At 61.3% G+C, this 19,435-nt stretch carries 16 protein-coding genes; 3 read left to right on the forward strand and 13 right to left on the reverse strand.

The annotated features are described in order from the left end of the window. Positions 1-12 precede the first annotated feature (12 nt). Complete coding sequence (locus QLG12_RS21055) at positions 13-588, forward strand: NAD(P)H-dependent oxidoreductase (RefSeq protein WP_064382618.1); 576 nt, start codon at positions 13-15, stop codon at positions 586-588. Between the two features lie 199 nt (positions 589-787). Further along, the gene (locus QLG12_RS21060; protein WP_197871437.1) at positions 788-1,198 is read left to right on the forward strand and encodes a MerR family transcriptional regulator; all 411 of its coding nucleotides are present in this window, start codon (positions 788-790) and stop codon (positions 1,196-1,198) included. A 66-nt stretch (positions 1,199-1,264) separates the two neighbouring features. Here QLG12_RS21060 and QLG12_RS21065 read toward each other — a convergent pair whose 3' ends face one another. The 11 genes from QLG12_RS21065 to QLG12_RS21115 all read right to left on the reverse strand — a co-directional run bounded on the left by QLG12_RS21065 (position 1,265) and on the right by QLG12_RS21115 (position 15,961). Further along, on the reverse strand, positions 1,265-3,880 hold the full coding sequence (locus QLG12_RS21065; RefSeq protein ID WP_282475173.1) for an MMPL family transporter: 2,616 nt from the start codon (positions 3,878-3,880) through the stop codon (positions 1,265-1,267). Positions 3,881-3,913: 33 nt separating this feature from the next. Further along, a complete protein-coding gene (locus QLG12_RS21070) occupies positions 3,914-4,750 on the reverse strand; it encodes an outer membrane lipoprotein-sorting protein (protein WP_197871441.1) in 837 nt (278 codons plus the stop codon). Positions 4,751-4,820: 70 nt separating this feature from the next. Continuing rightward, positions 4,821-6,083, reverse strand: coding sequence for a DUF1302 family protein (locus tag QLG12_RS21075; protein WP_282475181.1), 1,263 nt, complete (start codon positions 6,081-6,083; stop codon positions 4,821-4,823). Between the two features lie 35 nt (positions 6,084-6,118). Then, entirely contained in the window at positions 6,119-6,883 is a 765-nt protein-coding gene (locus tag QLG12_RS21080) for an SDR family NAD(P)-dependent oxidoreductase (protein WP_197871445.1), read from the reverse strand. Further along, positions 6,880-7,617 carry a 3-oxoacyl-ACP reductase family protein gene (locus QLG12_RS21085; protein WP_282475174.1) on the reverse strand — a complete coding sequence of 246 codons (738 nt, stop codon included), beginning with the start codon at positions 7,615-7,617 and terminating at the stop codon, positions 6,880-6,882. The genes QLG12_RS21080 and QLG12_RS21085 overlap by 4 nt, the downstream gene beginning before the upstream one ends. Positions 7,618-7,626: 9 nt before the next feature. Beyond that, entirely contained in the window at positions 7,627-10,497 is a 2,871-nt protein-coding gene (locus QLG12_RS21090; RefSeq protein ID WP_236193355.1) for an aminotransferase class III-fold pyridoxal phosphate-dependent enzyme, read from the reverse strand. Positions 10,498-10,551: 54 nt separating this feature from the next. Then, entirely contained in the window at positions 10,552-11,760 is a 1,209-nt protein-coding gene (locus QLG12_RS21095) for a beta-ketoacyl synthase N-terminal-like domain-containing protein (protein ID WP_282475175.1), read from the reverse strand. Further along, positions 11,757-13,052: a beta-ketoacyl-[acyl-carrier-protein] synthase family protein gene (locus tag QLG12_RS21100; RefSeq protein WP_282475176.1), complete on the reverse strand. Its 1,296-nt coding sequence runs from the start codon at positions 13,050-13,052 to the stop codon at positions 11,757-11,759. The genes QLG12_RS21095 and QLG12_RS21100 overlap by 4 nt, the downstream gene beginning before the upstream one ends. Next, positions 13,049-14,107: a beta-ketoacyl synthase gene (locus QLG12_RS21105; protein ID WP_282475177.1), complete on the reverse strand. Its 1,059-nt coding sequence runs from the start codon at positions 14,105-14,107 to the stop codon at positions 13,049-13,051. Before QLG12_RS21105 ends, QLG12_RS21100 begins: the two co-directional genes overlap by 4 nt. A 1-nt stretch (position 14,108) precedes the next feature. Then, positions 14,109-15,383, reverse strand: a complete 1,275-nt coding sequence (locus QLG12_RS21110; RefSeq protein ID WP_197871455.1) for a beta-ketoacyl-[acyl-carrier-protein] synthase family protein — start codon at positions 15,381-15,383, stop codon at positions 14,109-14,111. 8 nt (positions 15,384-15,391) lie between these two features. Beyond that, positions 15,392-15,961 (reverse strand): acyl carrier protein, encoded by a 570-nt coding sequence (locus QLG12_RS21115; protein WP_064382630.1) that lies wholly within the window; start codon positions 15,959-15,961, stop codon positions 15,392-15,394. Positions 15,962-16,483: 522 nt separating this feature from the next. Here QLG12_RS21115 and QLG12_RS21120 point away from each other — a divergent pair. Further along, complete coding sequence (locus QLG12_RS21120) at positions 16,484-16,828, forward strand: cupin domain-containing protein (RefSeq protein WP_039592382.1); 345 nt, start codon at positions 16,484-16,486, stop codon at positions 16,826-16,828. A 94-nt stretch (positions 16,829-16,922) separates the two neighbouring features. Here QLG12_RS21120 and mmsB read toward each other — a convergent pair whose 3' ends face one another. Continuing rightward, positions 16,923-17,810: a 3-hydroxyisobutyrate dehydrogenase gene (mmsB, locus tag QLG12_RS21125; RefSeq protein ID WP_236193365.1), complete on the reverse strand. Its 888-nt coding sequence runs from the start codon at positions 17,808-17,810 to the stop codon at positions 16,923-16,925. A gap of 9 nt (positions 17,811-17,819) precedes the next feature. After that, positions 17,820-19,346, reverse strand: a complete 1,527-nt coding sequence (locus tag QLG12_RS21130) for a CoA-acylating methylmalonate-semialdehyde dehydrogenase (protein WP_230735262.1) — start codon at positions 19,344-19,346, stop codon at positions 17,820-17,822. Positions 19,347-19,435 lie beyond the last annotated feature (89 nt).

Consider the following 19,435-nt stretch of genomic DNA (forward strand, 5'->3'; position numbering starts at 1 on the left):
GGAGTACACACAATGAGCAAACGAATGCTCGTGATTCTGGGACACCCCTCCACCGACAGTTTTTGCGGAGCACTGAGTGAAACCTACGTTCAGGCGGCCAAGGACGCCGGGCATGAGGTGCGGTTGATGCGCCTGGATGCGCTGGATTTCGACCCGGTCCTGCACGAGGGTTACAACAAGATTCAGCCGTTGGAACCCGATCTGTTGCAGGCGCAGGCCGACATCACCTGGGCCGAGCACCTGACCTTCGTCTACCCGATCTGGTGGGGCGGGATTCCGGCGTTGATGAAAGGCTTTCTGGATCGCATCTTCCTGCCCGGTTTCGCGTTCAAGTACCGCGAGGGCAAGGCCTTCCCGGACAAACTGCTCAAAGGCCGCACCGCCCATTTGCTAGTGACCATGGACACGCCGTACTGGTACTACAAGTGGTTCTACCGCATGCCGGGGCTGCACCAGGTCCGCAAGACCACGCTGGAGTTCTGCGGGGTCAAACCGATCAAGACCCTGACGTTCGGCCCCATGCTCGGCTCCAAACCGGAGCAGCGCGATGTGTGGCTGCAACAAGCGCGAGCCAGCGCCGCGTTCTGAATCTGACGCTACTGTTCAACTGACGGCGCCGCCGACGCCGTCAGCCTTCCACGGGTTCTCCCACGAGCCCGTCCGTCAGCTGTGCGCGTCATTTACGCACAGTTGCAACCTGCCGATGGTATTCACCCTATAATCGCCCGCCGATCAGGCCTCGAGCCTGGTCACGCTAAGCCCCGTTTTATCATCGAGATGGATCTTTATGTATATCGGCAAAGCCGCCCAGCTGTCGGGCACCACAGTCAAAAGCATTCGCCATTACGAAGAAATCGGTCTGTTGCCCGAGCCCAAGCGTGAAGGCAAATACCGTATCTACAGCCAGGAGAGCGTCGAGGTACTGACGTTCATCAAATGCGCTCAGCAACTGGGCTTCAAGCTCAAAGAGTTGCAAGTCATCCTGAACAACTACCGCGGCGACGAATTTCCCTGGGACATGGCACAGAATGCCATCGCCCAAAAAAAAGCCGAGCTGGTGACCCAGATCGGCGATTTGCAGCAGTTGTACGATGGACTTGAAGCGTTTGAAAACAACCTCCACGAGGCTCGACAGGAGTGTCAGTTCGAGCGCATTGCCCGGCAGGGGGAAAAAACCCCGGGCGCTACGCTGAACTGAAAACCCTTCTGCGGCGCATGGGCCGGTTCGCCTGTCGGATCAGGGCAGGCGGAACCGGCTCGGGCTTCAGCCCGGTACTGCCTCTGCGTCGATACGTTGCGCCTGAGCGGGCTGGACAACCGGCTCAATCGCGCCGAAGAACCACGGCGAAACCAGCGTCACCAGAATGATGGTCATGACCCCGCTGGAAAACAGCGCCATGGCCACCAGCGCCCCCAGGTCGACAATCGGCTTGAAGTCGGAAAACAGCAGCGCCATGAAGCCCACGGAGAAAATCACCACGTTGATCACCGTCGAGCGACCGACGCTGTGCATCGCCTGCAGAATCGCCGCGTCGACTTCAATGCCCTGCTGCACCAGCCATTTGATGCGCGACAACAGGTGCACCGCGTAATCGACCACGCCCACCACCAGGAAAGTCACCAGCGTCGTGCCAATGTTCAGCTCGATCTTGAACAGAAACATGAAGCCGTAGACCGTGACCGAGGTGGTCAGCAGGGTCAACATGCCGAGGATGCCCAGCCGCACCGATTTGAGCCAGTACATCATCATCAGCGTGACGACCAGCAACGCCAGGGAAAAACTCAGTACCTGGCCCTGGGTGATTTCCTGCAACACACCGGTCCAGATCAACGGCGTGCCGGCATGCGTCACCTCCAGATTGGCCGGTTTGTTCACCAGCAGCCAGGCGTCGAGGCGATCGAGCATGCCCTGATAATCGCTGGCGACCGACGAGGTCATGGTGTACAGCGTCAAGGCCTTGGAGAAGTCGGCGTTGAGCACGTTGTTCAAGTCCGAGCCGCCACCGTTTTCGAACAGCATCACGTGCTGCTCGATCAGCGAATTGCCTGGCACTTCGAATTGTTCGACCTGCCCGTCATCATTGACTGAGCTCACCTTTTCCATGGCGTTGGGAACGCGCAGGTAATCGGGGTTCATGTCGTTAAGCACCAGGTTCATGCGCTTGACGTAAGTGGCCAGGGAGTAGCCATAACTCACGTTCGGCTGCTGCTTGATGAAGTGGTCGAGCTTGTCGATGAACTGCACCACCTCCGTGGTCAGCACCCCGCGTGGTTCCTTGCTGTCGATGGCAATCCAGCCCGGCGCCGTACCCGCCACTTTGGCGTGGTTGATGAACTGGTCCGAGACGCGGATATGGCTTTCAGGCTTGAAGTAAGCGATGCCCGAATCTTCGATATCGACGCGGAAGGTGAACACGGTGGCCAGCGCCAGCAACGGCAGCATGACCATGAGAATCGGTTTGCGAAAGCGGATCATCCAGGCGCAGAACGCCACCAGATAACGCGAGATGATCGATTCCTTGTGCGTGGCCACCCTGGCCTGCGGCGGTTGATCCTTGCCCCAGATGGAGATCCAGGCCGGAATCAGCAGCAACGAAATGATCAGCGCTGCCGTCAGGCCGATGGACATGAACACACCGAAATTGCGGATGCTGACGATGTTGTTGGTGGTGGAAATCATGAACGTGGCGATGGTCGTCACTGTGGTCAACACCACCGGCACGACCATCAGGCGCTGGGTTTCGCGGTTGGCGTCACGGTTGCTCTTGCCGGCGTTTTTCTGCTCGTAGTATTCGGCCATCACATGGATGGCGTCCGAGCAGCAGATGGTGAACAGAAACACCGGCAATACGCTGGTCAACAGGTCGAACGGCACCCGCAGCAGCGCCATCAGACCCAGCGTCCAGATGGTGCAGAACAGAATGTTGAACAGCGGCAACAACACGCCCAGCGGTTTGCGGAAGAAAAAAATCAACAGCAGGGTGATCAGCAGAAACACGATCGGAAACAGCACCGCCAGGTCATGGTCGATGATTTCCTGTTGGGCCGCGATGAAGATCGGCATGCCGGCAATGAAAATCTCGTCCTTGTACTCCGGATGCTCTGCCTGATACTTCGCGACGATGCCCCGCACGATCTGATAGGCGCGCAATTGCGCCTGGGCGTCATCCTGTTTGGTGCCGAGCTCGGCCACCAGCATCGCGACTTTCTTGTCCTTCGACACCACCCCGTCGACCATCAGTTCGTTGCCCATGATCTGCGACTCGACCACGGCCGGATCCATGTCATAGGCATTGAGGGTCTTGTGGATCAACAACTCGCCACCGTCGGTCAGCACGATGTTTTCCAGGTCGCCCATCGACGCCATTTCGCGAATCGGGTTGATTCGCTCGGCGAGGAAGGTCAGGAACAACTGATCATGAGCATCCCAGTTCTGACTCTGGGCATGATCGCGCAGGGCCTTGGCCTGAGCGTAATCATTCTGGGAAAAACCGTCCCCCAGAATGTCCCGGGTCAATAACTGTGCGCGGCTGTCATTCGGGTAGCGGGCGACGATTTGCGTCAGTTGCTCCTTGTCGGCGTCGTTGGCCAGGATCATCTTGCGCACCGACTGCGACATCGAAAACAACGCATTGAGCGTCTGTTTGTTGAAGACCGTCTGCGGGTTGTTCAACGCCACCATCACCGAGTCGAAGGTGCCGGTGAACTCACCCTGCAAATCGATGATGGTCTTGCGCGCCGGATGGCTGTCCTTGAGCAGATAAGGGTTGGTGTCCGAAATCAGCGCACCCAGCGTATAAGTGAAATACGCGGTGATCGCCACCAGCAGGAAAACGATCGCCCGCGCATGGCGCTCGACGAAGTTCAGGTATCTTTCCATGATCATGTGTTCCAGGGTCGTCGGGAGCGGCGCTTAGCGGGCAGTCACGGAAAATTCCGGCAGGTCACCGGTTTTCAGCCCGCGCTTGATGGCGGTCTGGGTAAACAGTCGGTCTTCCAGCGGAACGTTGTACTGCAACTGGTTGAAGCGCATTTCCGAGCGCGTGCCGTCGATGAAGTGCTCGGTTTCACTGAGCAGGATGCTGTCGATCCCGTCGATGGTCGCGACCTTTTGGGTGCGCATCTGCTTGATCAGCACACCTTTGACGTCGAAGAAGTCCTGACGCATGACCAGGAAATTCTGCTTGTCGATCCACACCTTGAGTTTGTTGTAACCGGTCTTGGCCAGCACTTCCGGGGACGCCGGTTCACGTTCGATCACGTAGCAGTCGCGGCCCTTGATCTGCTCTTCTCCCAACAATGTCTGCGAGTAATCCTTGACCCGGATCTTGTCCAGGTCGGCATAGGAGTATTCGCTGCCCATGAACGAGCCGCGCTTGTCGGTGGTGGAGATCCGGCGGGTCTGGCGGCTGACCGGCAGGTACATCCACTGGCTGTCTTCCAGCCCCAGAGTCTCATGCGGGTTTTCGATGTGGAACGCGACGTCGCGCACATCGGTCGGCGCCGAGAAATACATGCTGAATTTGTCGCTGTCCGGGTAGTCCTTCTGCAGGTAGGTGAATTCACGAACCCGGGTATTGCCCTTCTTGTCGTGGAGGATCAACGACACCTGGGACATGAAGCTTTTACCGTCATTGCGATCGCGCACCTGGCGAATGATTTCATCGGCATTGCTGCCGTCGGCAGCGCTGGCGCAGACGCCACTGAGGATCAACGCGGTGGCGGTCAGACTTTTCAAAAGCGGCAACATCGGAATTTCCCTTTTCGTCGGATGAGTACATGCGGGCCTGCGCCACCGGCGGCAGGCAGGCGTCACGGGGTTAAAACAAATAGCCGGCGGACAGCCGCACTTGATCGCGCTTGCTGTACTCGCCGAAGGCCCTGTCGGGTTTGCCGAAGAACACGTCCACTTCCAGTCCCAGCTTGATGTAGTCCACCGGTTTGTAGGTGAAGATGCCCTGCAACAAAGCGTTGTCCTTGAGCGGCGGCGAGGCCGCGGCCACCAGTCGGCTCTTGAGCCGGTCCTGCCAGTGAGTGCCTTCGGCCGACAGCGTGAACAGCGGCTCGCGCTTGTCCTGCAGCATCCCGTACTGCCAGTCGAGCAGCACCTGCTCCTGCCATTGCGCCGAAATCAGCCAGTCGCGCCACAGATAATCGACACCCAACAGCGACTTGACCATCGACGTGCTGTCGGCACCGTAGGCGCGGGTCGGATTGGTCACGCGCCAGTTGTCGAACCAGGCAATCTCGCTGCGCACCACGATGCTGTGACCGGCGTCGATCGCCAGACCTGCACCGCCCATGGTGTAACGGGGAAACTGGCGTTCAAGACGCGTACGACCGTCATCGGCCAGACCTTCGACGGCATACACCGGGTCCTGCTGACGTGCGCTCAGCGCCACGAAACTGGTGTCCACCGCACCGATCTGGCCATTGGCGCTCAGACCATAGGCATAGCCCTTGTCACCGTCATAGCCGGGTTTGGAATCAAGCAGGAAATACTCCGGATCGGGCGCCGCGAACAGCGGCGCGGCGAACTCGCTGCCCGCCACCGGCGGCTGGTTCTTGACGAAGTCGGTGATCCACAGCGCTTCCAGTTCCCACTCGCCTACGGGCTGCGTCACACGCACCATCGGTACGGCGATGCGGCTGTCTTCAAGCAACGGGGTCAGCCCATCGCGATAGTCCAGCGGGTTGATCTGGTCCAGCACACGCAGCTCATCCGCACGCCCCCAGACCACCTGTTGCCAGCCGACCGTCACTTCACCGTCGCCCAGCGAATGACCGACATACAGATGCCGCCAATCAGCGTCGAAGCGATACTTTTCCCGGGCGCGTTCGCTGTACGGGTTGTTGCCGTCGTAGCGGGCGTCATACCGCACACGGCCCTTGGCCTTGTAATAGCCGCCGTCCCAGTTGTCCTCCAGGTTGGCTTTGAAATACACGGCCTTCTGTGTGACCTGATCGTCACCGTGCAGGCGCAGCGCCGTGGCCACGCCGATTTCAGCGTCGGCGTAATCGGGCTTCAGATCGTCGACTTCCAGGGCCGCGACAGCCGCCGGAGCGGCCACGCAGGCCCACATCGCCCAGGCGATGCGGTTGCTGGTTCCTGGCATCGCTACATTCCCAACCCGACGCCGCCATCGATCACCAGGCTCTGGGCCGTGACCCCGCCGGCTTCAGGACTGGCCAGGTAACGCACCATCGCCGCCACTTCTTCGCTCTGGATGAAGCGGCGCATCGGCAGTTTTTTCTTCGCGTTGCGCACGATCTGTTCCTGGGTCAGACCGGCGATCGCCGCTTGCGTCGCCAGTTCGCCCTGGAGCATCGGCGTATCGATCCAGGCCGGCAGAATCGCGTTGACCGTGATCTGCCGCGACGCCAGGTCCAGTGCCAGAGCCTTGGTCATGCCGACGATGCCGTGCTTGGAAGCGCAGTACGCGGTGTTGCGCACCTTGCCGGCCCGCCCGAGGATCGAGGACATGTTGATGATGCGTCCCCGATCCGGCATCAGCGCCAGGCACAACGAGGTCACGTAAAACGTACCGTTGAGGTTGACCGAAATCACCTTGTGCCAGTTGTGCAGATCTTCGGGCTCGTTTTCATTGCAGATACCGGCACTGTTGACCAGCACGTCGACCTGCTTGATCCGGGTGCCGAGCTGCTTGAAAAACGCTTCCATGGCAGGCAGGTCGGCGATGTCCGCCGCGTGGGTCTCGACCCGCGCGTTGATCCGCTCCTGCTGCTCATCGACCCAGCCCTGCAATTGCGGCAAGTCCAGGTCCAGCAGGATCAGGTGATTGTCGCCATTGGCCGCGAAGTCCTCGGCCACCGCGCGACCGATGCCCTTGGCCGCACCGGTAATCAGAATGGTGCGGCTCATGGCATTTTCAACCCGCCGTTCACCGGCAGGACCTCCCCGGTCAGGTACAGGCCACGGTCGGCGAGGTACAGCACCGCCTCGGCAATTTCCTCGGGCTCGGCGTAACGCTTGATCAGCAACCGCGACTGGATCTGCTCCTCCTGACTGCCGATCAGTGCGGTGCTCATCTCGGTCTTGACGATCCCCGGTGCCACCGCATTGACCCGGATATTGCGCGGCGCCAGCTCGACCGCCAGCGCGCGGGTCATGGCTTCGACCCCGCCCTTGGCCGCGGCATAGTTGCTCTGGCCCTTGCCGGGCTTTTGCGCGGCGACCGAACTGATATTGACGATACAGCCACTGCGCTGGCGCAGCATGCCCGGCAGCACCTGCTGACAGCAGAGCAAGGTGCCGACCAGGTTGGTCTGGATCACCTCCAGGATGTCGCTGGCCGGCATCGTCGCCAGCAAGCCGTCACGGGTAATGCCGGCGTTGTTGACCAGCAGATCGACGCGCTGGAAATGCGCCTCGACCCGCTTGAAGAATGACTCGATGCTGCCGCCACGGCTGATGTCGCATTGCAGTGCCAGGCAATCCACGCCCGACGCTTGCACTTCATCACGCAAGGCCATCGCCGCTACTTCATCACGCACATAACTGAACGCCACTTGATAACCGGCACCTGCCAGCGCCAGGACGATGGCCCGGCCGATGCCACGGCTGCCGCCGGTCACTACTGCTACTTTGTTCGGCATGACCGTTCCTTACAGCGAGTTATCGGTTTTGAACTGCGCGAGGCTGAACCCGTGGGTCGCCGCCAGTGCGCGGATCTGCTGCACTTGCTCACGGCTGATGTCGCCGTAGGAGTAGTGCTGTTTCATGCCCGACAGCCCCATCAGTACCGACTCCGCCATGCAGGCATACAACTGACCTTGCTTGAGGTAGGCGCGAACGTTGGGGGCCAGGCCATCGCCCAGCGGCGTCTGGACAATCCCGCCGTGCATGTACAGCACGTCGGAGCGCTGACCGGCGAGGTTCTGGTCCACGTTCAGCGGAACGGCGATGTCGCAGATCACGCTGTTCTCGGCAAAGTGTTCGGCACCGAGAAACGCCTGCGGTGCATTCGCCGCACAAAGCACGATGCGCGCTTGCTTCAAGGCATCCAGGTCGTTGCTGACGGTGATGAACGCGTTGCTTCCCAGTTGCTCGTCGACCATTTGCGCCACTCGCAGCCCGAGATCGGTACTGTTGCCATGGGCTTGCAGCAGGGCGTCGATACCCCGCAGTTGCTGCAGGCGACTGGCGAGACGATCGTGCTCGGCAACACCCTTGAGAATCGCCCGGGCGGCTTCGGCGTAAATCTGGTGAGCGGTTTTCTCCAGGCGGCGCAGCGAGCCGTCGCGACCACTGCCGATCAGGATCAGGTGCTCGACACGGGTCGACAACAGCGAAGCGTAGGTCGAAGCAATGTTGCCGGCAGCACCGACCACCGCAGCGGTCTGCCGGCTCAGTTCCAGACCTTGCTGTTTGCAGCCCTGCTCGATCGCTTCCAGCCCCATGCCGATGGTCAGCGCGTTGCCCGAGGTCAGCGCCATATCAGGGATTTTCAGCGCCTGACAGTTGTTGGTGACGATCGAGGTGTACATGCCCAGGCCGGCCACGCTATAGCCGTCGGCGCGGGCATCCTTGATGCGATTGCCGACTTCCTCGCGGATGGTTTCCAGATCGCCGCTGGCGATGTAAGCCGCCATCGCATCGGAATCCATGCATAGCGGATAGAGGGTGAACTCCACCGCAGTGCCGAGTTTCGAGCGGATCTGCACCGGCCCGATGGGCGCCGCGCGGCGCTCGGGGGCCATGCGTTTGATGAACTCGCGCTTCTGCTCCGGGCTCAGGGTCGACAGCGATGGGTCGACATCACTGAGCATGTCCGCATCGATCAGGTGGTTGATGAACGCCACGCGTGCGACCACGCGCACGTTCTCGTCAGGCTTTGGGAGGCTTTCGGTCTCCGTGAAGCTGACATCGCGTGCCGGCACCTGGGGGATGCTGTCGGCACACACACCGGCAGCCAGCGGGAACGCGTCGCGACGACGCAGCATGTCGCAGACTTTTTGCAGCGAAGCGATCAGGCCATCGATTTCCTGGAAAGTGATGCACACCGGTGGTTCCAGGCGAATCACATTGGCGTTGCTGCCCGACGGCGCCACACGCAACGACTCGAACTGCAACAGGTAGCCGGCAATGATATAGCCCAGCGCATCGTTGTACTGCGCCGACGCCTGGACCAGCGAACTGGCGCCGGTCAGGTCATGCAGTTCGAACCCCAGCAGCAGGCCGCGTCCGCGCACATCGGCGATCACGTCCGGATAAGCCGCCTTGAGTTCCAGCAGCGAAGTCTTGAGGTACTCGCCCTTCTTGTTCACATCCTTGAGCATGGCGCTGTCGTTTTCGAACAACCGGCGCAGGGCCGACAGCGCGATGTGGCACGACGCATCGTCTTCAGCGAAGGTCGAGCTGTGGATGTAGCTGAAATCATTTTCGTAATGACTGGCGCGAATGACGGTAGCGGCGATTTTCATCAAGCCGCCGCCCAGCGCCTTGGACAGGCAGTAGTAGTCGCCCTGCAGGTTGAAATGGGTGGCGCCGAGCAAGGTGCCGGTGCGGCCGAAACCCGACTGCACTTCGTCGATGACCAGTGGGCATTGCTGCTCGTTGCACAGGCGACGCAAGCCCAGATAGAACTCTTTGGCAAACTCGTTGATCCCGCCCTCGCCCTGGATCGGCTCCAGCAGCACGGCCGTGATTGCGCTGAACGCTTGACGGCGCACGTGCAGGGTTTCGCCGCTCCACTCCAGGCTCAGCCAGTGATGCTGGTGGCGGGCCGGCAGCTCTTGCAACTGCTGCGGTTGATGCGGATCGATGAATTCGACGTTGAGCCCGAAACGGGCAAATGGCTTGCGGTATTGCTTGCCGTAAGTCAGTTGAACGGTGTTCACCAGTTTGCCATGGAAGCTGCCTCGCACCGCGAGGAAGACCGGCTCGACATGCAGTTGCGCAAGGTTGTGCTGACGCACCGCCTCGGCCACCTGACGCACGGTCACGCAGGTCAGGTGCGGCGGCAACAGGCCGGCAGGCAGGTCGAGATCGTCGATCTCCAGCTCGACATAGGCCTTGTCACTGGCCACCAGATTCGCCAGTTCGAAATCACGCTCGTCGAACTGCTTCTGCAGGTTTTTCTGACGACGGTACTCGGCATGCTTGACGGCGATTTCCACCGACTCGGCGCCACTGTTGGAGAACGTGGAAATGTAGCGCTCGGTGTTGTTCAGCTCACGGTTGAACGCTTCGCTGAGTTCGCGCCCCAACTGCCCCGCCGCGCCACGCACCGACATTTGCGCGTTGAACGGCACATCGGCGCGCAGCAGGCCGCACAGCTGATCGACGAATTGCGGATCGTTGTGACCGTACAGCGCGGCACCGTAGCCACCGAGAAAATCAGTGACGGTCACTTCGTCACCCTGCTTGTCGCGGTAAAACAGTTTGCTGCCCTGCGCCCGATGGAACTGGCACTCCAGGCCCAGGGCCTGCATCAATTCAACGAATTTTGGTCGAACGTAATCGCGGTAATCCATGACAGTCATATCCCTTGAGTAAAAATTCAGAAGCGATGTATTGCCTTGAAGCGGTCAGTCGTCCGCCTGCAAGTCGAGTTGGTAGCAGGCGCTGAAACCGTTGTCGTCGCGGTTGATCACCAGGCAATCGTGCAGAACGGCATCCCGTGGTTCGCCCGATACAAACGGCAGATGCGTATCCACCGGCTGCGTCAGCCCGGCAATCGGCGCAATGCTTTGGGCCTGCAGCATCTGGCGGGCGAGGACCAGGTCGACCAGACTCGGCGCACCGCTGAGGATGCCGGTCAACGCCGTGCTGCTGGTGATGTGTGCGGCGCCGGTTCGGGCCAGCGTGCGGGCCAGATCGGCGTCCTTGTGCGCAGTGCCGGTGGCACTGCTGATCAGCAAATCGACCTGTTTGTCCGGCAGGCTCAGAGCGTCCAGATGCGGGTGCGCGAACAGCGCCGTCAGGCAGGTCTGCGGTTCCGGCGGCAGATCCGCGGCCCGCCGCAGCACCAGGGCAGCGGCGCCTTCGCCGGCAATGCCGCCCGAACCCTTTCGGTCAAAGGCGAGCATCTGCCGGGAACCGTCGGTACCGATCACACCTGCCTCGGCGAGCGCGGCCAGCGCCAGCGGGTCGAGCTCACTGCCGGCCCCGACCACGATGGCCACGTCGATGCGTCCACTCTGCAAGGCACTGTGCGCCTGACGCAATGCCGCCAGATTGCCGGCCACGCCCTGCATGTAAGCGTTGCACTCGCACTCCAGCTTCAAGGCCAGACTCACCACACCGAGCAAGCCGTTGCTCAGACTCTTGAGCACCAGAAACGGATCGAGCGCACGCTCCTGCAACACTTGCCGGGCGAGGCGGTTCATATCGGCTATGCCGTCGGTCCGGGACTCCTGAAGCAGTTCCCCATAGGAAGCCACTGACGGATGGGTATACCCGCCCTGACAGCAATAGAGGCCATAACGCAAACCGTCCTGACCGGGTTCGACGCCGGCCTCGGCCAGCGCCTGACGCACCGCGCTGACGCCCCAGATCACCGCCGGCGGGCAGTAACGCTGCAGGTTTTGCGCAACGTCCTGGCGACTGCGCTGGTGCGTGGCGTCATCGATCTGTCCGAATGCGGCGATGCGTTCACTGTGAAACAGCGGCGTTTGCAGCGGTCCGATCGCACTGCGACCTTCCCGGGCCGCCGCCCAGAAACCCTCGACGCCCCAACCCGTGGGCAACACACAACCGCTGCCAGCGATGGCAATGCGTGCAGTGGCGCTAGTCATTGTCCGTGCTCCCGATATTTGCCAAGGGCCAGCGAGGTGTTCAGGCCGCCGAAGCCAAAGGAGTTGCTGAGGGCGTAATCCACACGACGGCTGACGGCCTGACCGGCGCAATAATCCAGATCGCAGCGTTCATCGGCCTCGTGCAGGTTCACGGTGGGTGTGACCAGATCGTTCAGACAGGCCAGCGCAGTGACAATGCACTCCGGCGCCCCGGCCGCCGCGATCAGGTGGCCGAATTGCGATTTGTTGGCACTGACGGCCAGCGCCTGATAATGCTTGTGCTGAGCGAACACCTGCTTGATGGCCAGGGTCTCGGCAACATCATTGAGGGGCGTCGAGGTGCCGTGGGCATTGATCAGGTCAATCTGCTGCGGCTGCAACCCGGCATCGTCCAGCGCCGCTTGCATTGCCAGCGCGGCGCCCCGGCCCTCTGGCTGCGGTGCGGTGACCTTGTAGGCATCCAGGCTGCTGCCGTAACCGAGCACTTCGGCATACGGGGTCGCCCCCCGCGCCAGGGCATGCTCAAGACTTTCCAATACAACAAACCCGCCGCCCTCGCCGGCGATCAGTCCGCTGCGGTCACGATCGAACGGCCGGCACAGATCGGCGCCCCAGCGCTGCTCGCCCGAGGCTGCGCCCAGCAGGTACAAAGCGGCCATGGTGTCGAGGTTGAGCACCGAGTCGGCGCCACCGGCCACGGCAACATTCACTTCGCCGCGACGAATCATCTGGAACGCATTGCCGATCGCCTGGGATGCGCCGGCACAGGCACTGCTGATATTGATCACCGGGCCCTCACAACCGAGGTCGTCGGCAATCACTCGCGCCAGCCGGTCGTTGGCCTGACGCAAGGAACCCTCGGCGCTGACTTCTGTTGCCCGCGCCATCAGGTGTTGCCAATCCGGTGCATTGCCGTCCGGCGCCTGGGTCAGGAGCATGTCGGCGAGCATGTGTTGCGGTGCCCCGGAGGCACACAGCACGGCAGCCTCGCGCAACTGCTCGGGGTTCAACCCGCTGTCGGCGACGGCCTGGGTGACAGCCACCCAGCCAAAGCGACTGCGTTTTTCCAGGGGCCGCGTCCAGGCCGGGTGGTTCTGCAAATGCCCGGGTAACAACGTCATGTCCACGGGCGCCGCGTAGCGAACCGGAAATTCATTTTCCTGCAGGTCTTGCGGCTGCCACGGGCGCACGCAGTGTTCGGCGCCGAGCATTTTTTCCCAGAGGGTCTGCCATTCGAAACCGAATCCGGTTACCGCGCCCATTCCGGTGATCACAATCCGTGTCGCACTCATGCGTACTTCTCCAGGGTTTCACTGGCCAACAGCAATGCGCCCCAGTGACCGGCGCGACCATGACTGACGAGCAAGGTGTAGCCGGGCACGGCGCCTGCGTCGCGGCTGTGGTGCAAAGCCATGGCGACCTCGGTCAGCAATCCGCTGGCGCCCAGTTCGCCGGTCATTGCACTGGCATTGCGCAGGTGTTGTGGCGTCGATTCAAACAGACTCATCAGTTGCCGGTCGGCGGGATTGGCCACCACATTGGCAACGTCACCCATACACAGTTTTTCCTCGCTCAGGGCGCGTTCGATCACGTGTTTGCCGACGACCAGCGTACGCTGCGGATCGGCGCTGTAGCCTCGGGCAAACCCGGCCACACGCAAGATCTGCGTGGCGTCCTGCAGCGGTGTCGAACTGAGCAACAGCGCCGCGGCGCCTTCACCGTAAACCGGCTCGTCCGCCAGAGCAGGCTCGCGCAGGTACAGGGCCGGTGTCAGGTTCGGACTGCTGCTGACCACCAGCGCCGCATCGGCGTGTTGTTCGGCAATTTGCTGACAGGCCTCGATCAACGCATCGAGCCCGGCATTGTCCTGGGAGCAGAAGCCGCCCATCGGGCCATGGCAATTCAGCGCCTCGGCCACGTAAGCCATCACACTGCTGTTGAGCAGCGTCAACGCATGCAATGGCGGGGTGTTGGCCAACAGTTGCGACAATTGTTTTTGCGGCTGTTCGAGGATCGCTTGCACTGCATCCCAGCAAGGGCTTGGCGCGTCCACCTCCGGAATGGCGGCGGTCAGAGCAATGCGCGCAGCAGGCAGTTGCAGCGCTGCGAGCGCGGGCGCCAGACGTGCGGCGCAATGCAGCAGACGCAACCCCTGGGGCTCGACGCTGCGCTGGATCTTGCGATCAAACAGATCGCTGGCCAGGCGCGGCGCGGGCAAAGCCAGGGCCTTGCGTTGCGGGTCGAAGGCCAGCGGTTGTGGCACCGGCGGTGTGCCGAGCAGGTCGGCGCATTCGCTGCCGGCCGCATTGAGCACGGCAGCCGCATTGATGTAGAGGGCTCTGTTCATGTCATGCCCTCCCCAGAACCAGCGAGCTGTTGACGCCGCCGAACCCGAAGGAGTTGGACATCACCACGCTGATCGGCTGGCGCACAGGCTCGCTGAGGAACTTCAATGAAGGGTATTCGGCGCGCTCAGGCTCATAGTTCAAGGTCGGCAACAGCACACCGTCGCGCAACGTCATCAGCGACAACACGGCTTCAATCGCGCCGCTGCCTGCCAGGGAGTGCCCAATGGCCGACTTGTTGGCGGTGAAGGTCATGAAGTCCTGGCATTCGCCAAACAGCCGTTGCAGGGCCAGGGCCTCGCAACTGTCGTTGGCCTGGGTGGAAGTCCCGTGGGTATTGACGTGTTGCACGGCACTGCGCAGCAGCCCGGCATCTTCGATTGCAGCGTCCATGCATTCCTCGTACTTGCTGCCATCCCGGCTGCTGGAGGTCATCTTCTGGGCTTCGCAGACATTGGCGTAGCCCAACACTCGTCCCAGTGGCCTGGCCTTGCGCCGCCGGGCATGCTCGGCGGATTCGAGAATCACCAGCGCCGCGCCTTCGCTGAGCACAAAACCACTGCGATCCGGCATGAACGGGCGGCTCTGCTCGCCTGCCGGCAGGTCGGCCTGGCATAGCGCGCCAAGGCTGTTGAACATGTAATACGGCAGCTCATTGGCCATCAGTTCCACGGCACCGCAAATTGCCAGGTCCACTTCACCGCGCTCGATCGCCCGGTAAGCGCTGCCGATGGCCATGGTGCCGGCGGCACAGGCGTCGGAGTGGGTCGAGATGCAGTCGCGTATACCGAGCCAGTCCGCCAGGTGTTGGGTCTGTTGATCGACCCGACGCGCGAAAGAAGCGCTCGACGGTGCCGGATGATCCAGCAGGCGATCCAGATCGACTCGCCCCGTGTCATCCATGCAACGACTGACCCGCTGCAAATCGTGACTGTCGGCACAGTATTTATTGGCCCCCAGGAACAGGCCGCTGCGGCTGTGGGCAAAGTCGGCCGGTGTCAGACCGGCGTGCTGCAATGCCTGACGCGCGACGTACTCCGCCAGCACGCTCTGGCGCGGATGCAGCGCTGCATTACCACCGAATCCGGCGGCAATCCGCTGCCACTGCGCGTCATCGATAAACCCGGCCGCACTGTTGCGAAACCCCAGTGCCTGGAACCGGGGATGTTCGCGGACACAGGATTGTTTCCGGCAGATGCGCTCGAACAACGTGGCAGCGTCAAGCGCCATGGGCGCCACCAGGCCGAACCCGCTCACATAGACTTCTCGTGCCCGCATGTGAGCTCCTACACCGTCTCTTTGACGTGAGTGGCCACAAACTGCTCGACCAGTTGACGGGAGACTTCGTCGCCATCGGCCGGCACCAGTCGTGCGCTGCATGCACCGCAGACCACTTGCTGACGTTCGTTGAGCACGGCTTGATGGGCGTTGCAGTCAGGGCAACTCGACGGCAGGTAATTGAACAGATTGCGGCACTGCTGCGCCCAGTTGAGAACCGTGGTGGCCGCGAACACCTGCGCCGGCTGCATGCCGGCCTTGAGCTGGTCCGGTGCGTAAGCGCTCAGGCTTTGCTCCAGCAGGGCCTTGCCGTTTTCGGTGATCCGGCCATTGGCCAGAAACTCGCTGGCATCCCCGCAGACAGCCACCGCGTGATCCAGCACGCTGGTCTTGGGCAAGGTGCAGCCATACTGACGGCCCAGCTGGAAGCTGAGGTCGACGATGTCCAGCGAATCCGCCCCCAGGTCTTCGACGATGCTGCTGTGCTCATCGATTTCATCAGCGCTCATTACCAATAACTGCGCGAGAATGGCGCGGGTGCTGCCTATGACCTGTTCCAAGTCCAATGGATTGTTCATTTCTATCTCCCTATATGTCGTGGCTGACTCATATTTTCCGCATACGAGAAGTAACTTTTCCTACAGCAACTTCTCACGCGGCGGAAATCTAAACTCTGCCCTTAAGGGGAGAGTCAACGAACTATTCAAAGTTTTTTATTGATCTGAGACGGACGTGCACAAGCCCCGTAAATGCTGCACTCGATTAGTGCGAGTGATTGGTCGGAGCGACATATTTACTTAACAAAGTCTGCGTAGGCTGGAGCGCGCCGGACGCTCTCAGGGTCAAGTATTGAAAGCAACTTAGCGATGACACCGCGACGTATCACCTGACAAATTAAATCAAGTAATTTTGTTATAAGTTCATAACCTTTGTTCCAGATCAGTACATCCCTTCAAGTAAAGTTTCTGGGTTATTGACTAACCGTTCAGTGCAATTGGCTGCTGCGTTTATGAGCAACTGAATGTCGAGCCCAGACAATTGGCAAAGTACCCGGCGCTATAGGGTGCAGCTTCCGCTTGAAGCCATTCTGGAACTCATCAATGACCGCACCTATCACCGTTTTGCGCGACACCCATCCCCTGCCCGTACTCGACGCCTGCAAATGGGAAAAGCTCGAGGGCGACCCGCACACCGTCAATCTCAACGCCTACACCAGCGAAGACGGCAGCAAGATCATGGGCACGTGGATCTGCACCCCGGGCAAGTGGCGGGTGGACTACGTGAAGTGGGAGTACTGCCATTTCCAGGAAGGCTACTGCGTGATTACCCCGGACGGCATGGAGCCGATCCACCTGCGCGCCGGCGACATCTTCGTGGTCGAGCCAGGCATGAAAGGCACCTGGGAAGTGGTCGAGACCGTGCGCAAATATTTCGTGTTCGCCTGATACAAAAAAGCCGGGAAACCACCCGACGTGATTTCCCGGCAACACCTACTGCATCTGAATTGCAGACCTGTGACGAGCACAGGCCTGACGACGATTACTGCGGCTTGCGATAGCTGTTGATGATCGCCGAGAAGTCCTTGCCCCCTTCCCCGCGCTGACTCATCGCCTGATACAACTGCTGCGCCACCGCGCCCAGCACCACGGGCTGATGGGCCTGACGCGCTGCTTCGGTGGCCAGCCCCAGATCCTTGAGCATCAGCTCCGCGCCGAAGCCACCGGTGTAACCGCGCGAGGCCGGTGCCGTTTCGACGATGCCCGGCCACGGGTTGTACATTTCCGAACTCCAGCAACGCCCGGTCGAGCTGTTGATGATCCCGGCGAGCACCGATGTGTCGATGCCCAGCGCATCGCCCAGCGCCATCGCCTCGCTGACGCCGACCATCGAAATGGCGAGCAACAGGTTGTTGCAGATCTTGGCGATCTGCCCGGTGCCGACCTCACCGCAATGCACGATGTTGCGGCCCATTTGTGCCAGCACCGGTTGCAGGGTGGCGAACAGTTCCGGAGTGGCGCCGACCATGAAGGTCAGCGTCCCGGCCGTGGCACCACCGGTACCACCGGACACCGGTGCGTCGGCCATGGCCACGCCTTGCTTGGCGGCCGCCGCCGCCACATCGCGCGCCGTCTGCGGATCGATGGTGCTGCAATCCACCGCCGGCACGCCTTTGCCGATCCCCGCCAGTACGCCGTCTTTACCGAGCCAGACGCTGCGCACATGCACCGCCGCCGGCAGCATGGTGATCACCAGTTCAGCATCTTCGGCGGCTTCGCGAGCCGAGGCGCGGATGGTGCCGCCCAGTTGCTCAAGTTCCGCCAGCACGGTCTTGTTCAGGTCCACCAGATTCAGCGAATGCCCGGCCTTGATCAGGTTGCGCGCCATTGGCGCGCCCATGTTGCCCAGACCGATAAATGCGATTTTCATGGCCATTCCTCAGCGCAGGTTGATGGTGGTATTCACGCCGTCGTTGACGCTGTCGTCATCGAACCAGCGCGCCGTGACCGTTTTGGTCTGGGTGTAGAACTGCACCACTTGCTTGCCGTACGGGCCGAGGTCGCCGAGTTTCGAACCACGCGAACCGGTGAAGCTGAAGAACGGCACCGGCACCGGAATCGGAATGTTGATGCCGACCTGGCCGACGTCGATTTCAGTCTGGAACTTACGCGCCGCCGCACCGCTCTGGGTGAACAGGCCCGTGCCGTTGCCGAACGGGTTGGCGTTGACCAGCGCGATGGCCTGATCGAGGGTGTCGACCTCCAGCACCACCAGCACCGGGCCGAAGATTTCCTGGGTGTAGATCTGCATGTCGGTGGTCACCCCGGAGAACAGCGTCGGGCCGACGAAGTTGCCGTTCTCGTAGCCCGGCACGCTGATGTCGCGACCGTCCAGCTCGAGTTTCGCGCCTTCCTTGATGCCGCTTTCGATCAGATCGAGAATCCGCGCCTTGGCCTTTTTCGAAATGACCGGGCCGACATCGGTGCCCGGCTCGTTGCCGGCGTTGACCTTGAGTTTCTGCGCCAGCGCTTTCAGATCCGGCAGCCACTGTTTGGCCGCCCCCACCAGCACCACCACCGAGGTGGCCATGCAACGCTGACCGGCCGCACCGAAACCGGCGCCGACCAGCGCATTGAGCGCTTGTTCACGATTGGCATCCGGCAGCACCACCGCGTGGTTCTTCGCGCCCATCATCGATTGCACGCGCTTGCCGTGCTTACCGGCCAGGTCATACACGTGGGTGCCGACGGCGGTCGAACCGACGAACGAAACGGCCTTGATGTCCTTGTGGGTGCACAAGCCGTCCACCACATCCTTGCCACCATGGACGACGTTGAGCACGCCAGCCGGAATGCCGGCCTCGATGGCCAGTTCCACCAGCAGCATGGTCGACAGCGGATCCTGTTCGGACGGCTTGAGTACAAAGGTATTGCCGCAGGCAATGGCCATCGGGAACATCCACAGCGGAATCATTGCCGGGAAGTTGAACGGGGTGATGCCGGCGCAGACGCCGATCGGCTGGCGCAGGGTGTAAGTGTCGACGCCGCCGGCCACGTTTTCGGCGAACTCGCCCATCTGCAGGCTGCCGATGGAGCAGGCGTGCTCGACCACTTCCAGGCCCCGGAAAATATCGCCCTCGGCATCGGCAATGGTCTTGCCCTGCTCGGCGCTCAGTACCACGGCGATGCGTTTGGAATGTTCGCGGATCAACGCCTGCAGCTTGAGCATGATGCGCATGCGCGCGCCGATCGGGGTCAGCTTCCAGGTCTGGAAGGCGCGCTGGGCGGCACTGACGGCGGCGTCGACTTCAGCGGCGGTGGCGAACGGAACCTTGGCCAGAACCTGCTGGGTCGCCGGGTTGACGATGTCGTGCCACTCGGTGGTCTGCGACTCGACCCACTCGCCGTCGATCAGCAGCTTGACCTTCTGGATCGTGGTTTCGTTGGGCGTAAGCGATGCGTTCATGCTGGTCTCCAGAACTTGTTTTTATCGTAGGAGCCAAGGCGAAAGGTTCGCCTTGAGATGAGGCGTGTGTCACGAATTGGTTGTCGGAC

It is taken from the genome of Pseudomonas sp. V88_4 (assembly GCF_029967985.1).
Taxonomy (GTDB): Bacteria; Pseudomonadota; Gammaproteobacteria; order Pseudomonadales; family Pseudomonadaceae; genus Aquipseudomonas; species Aquipseudomonas glycinae.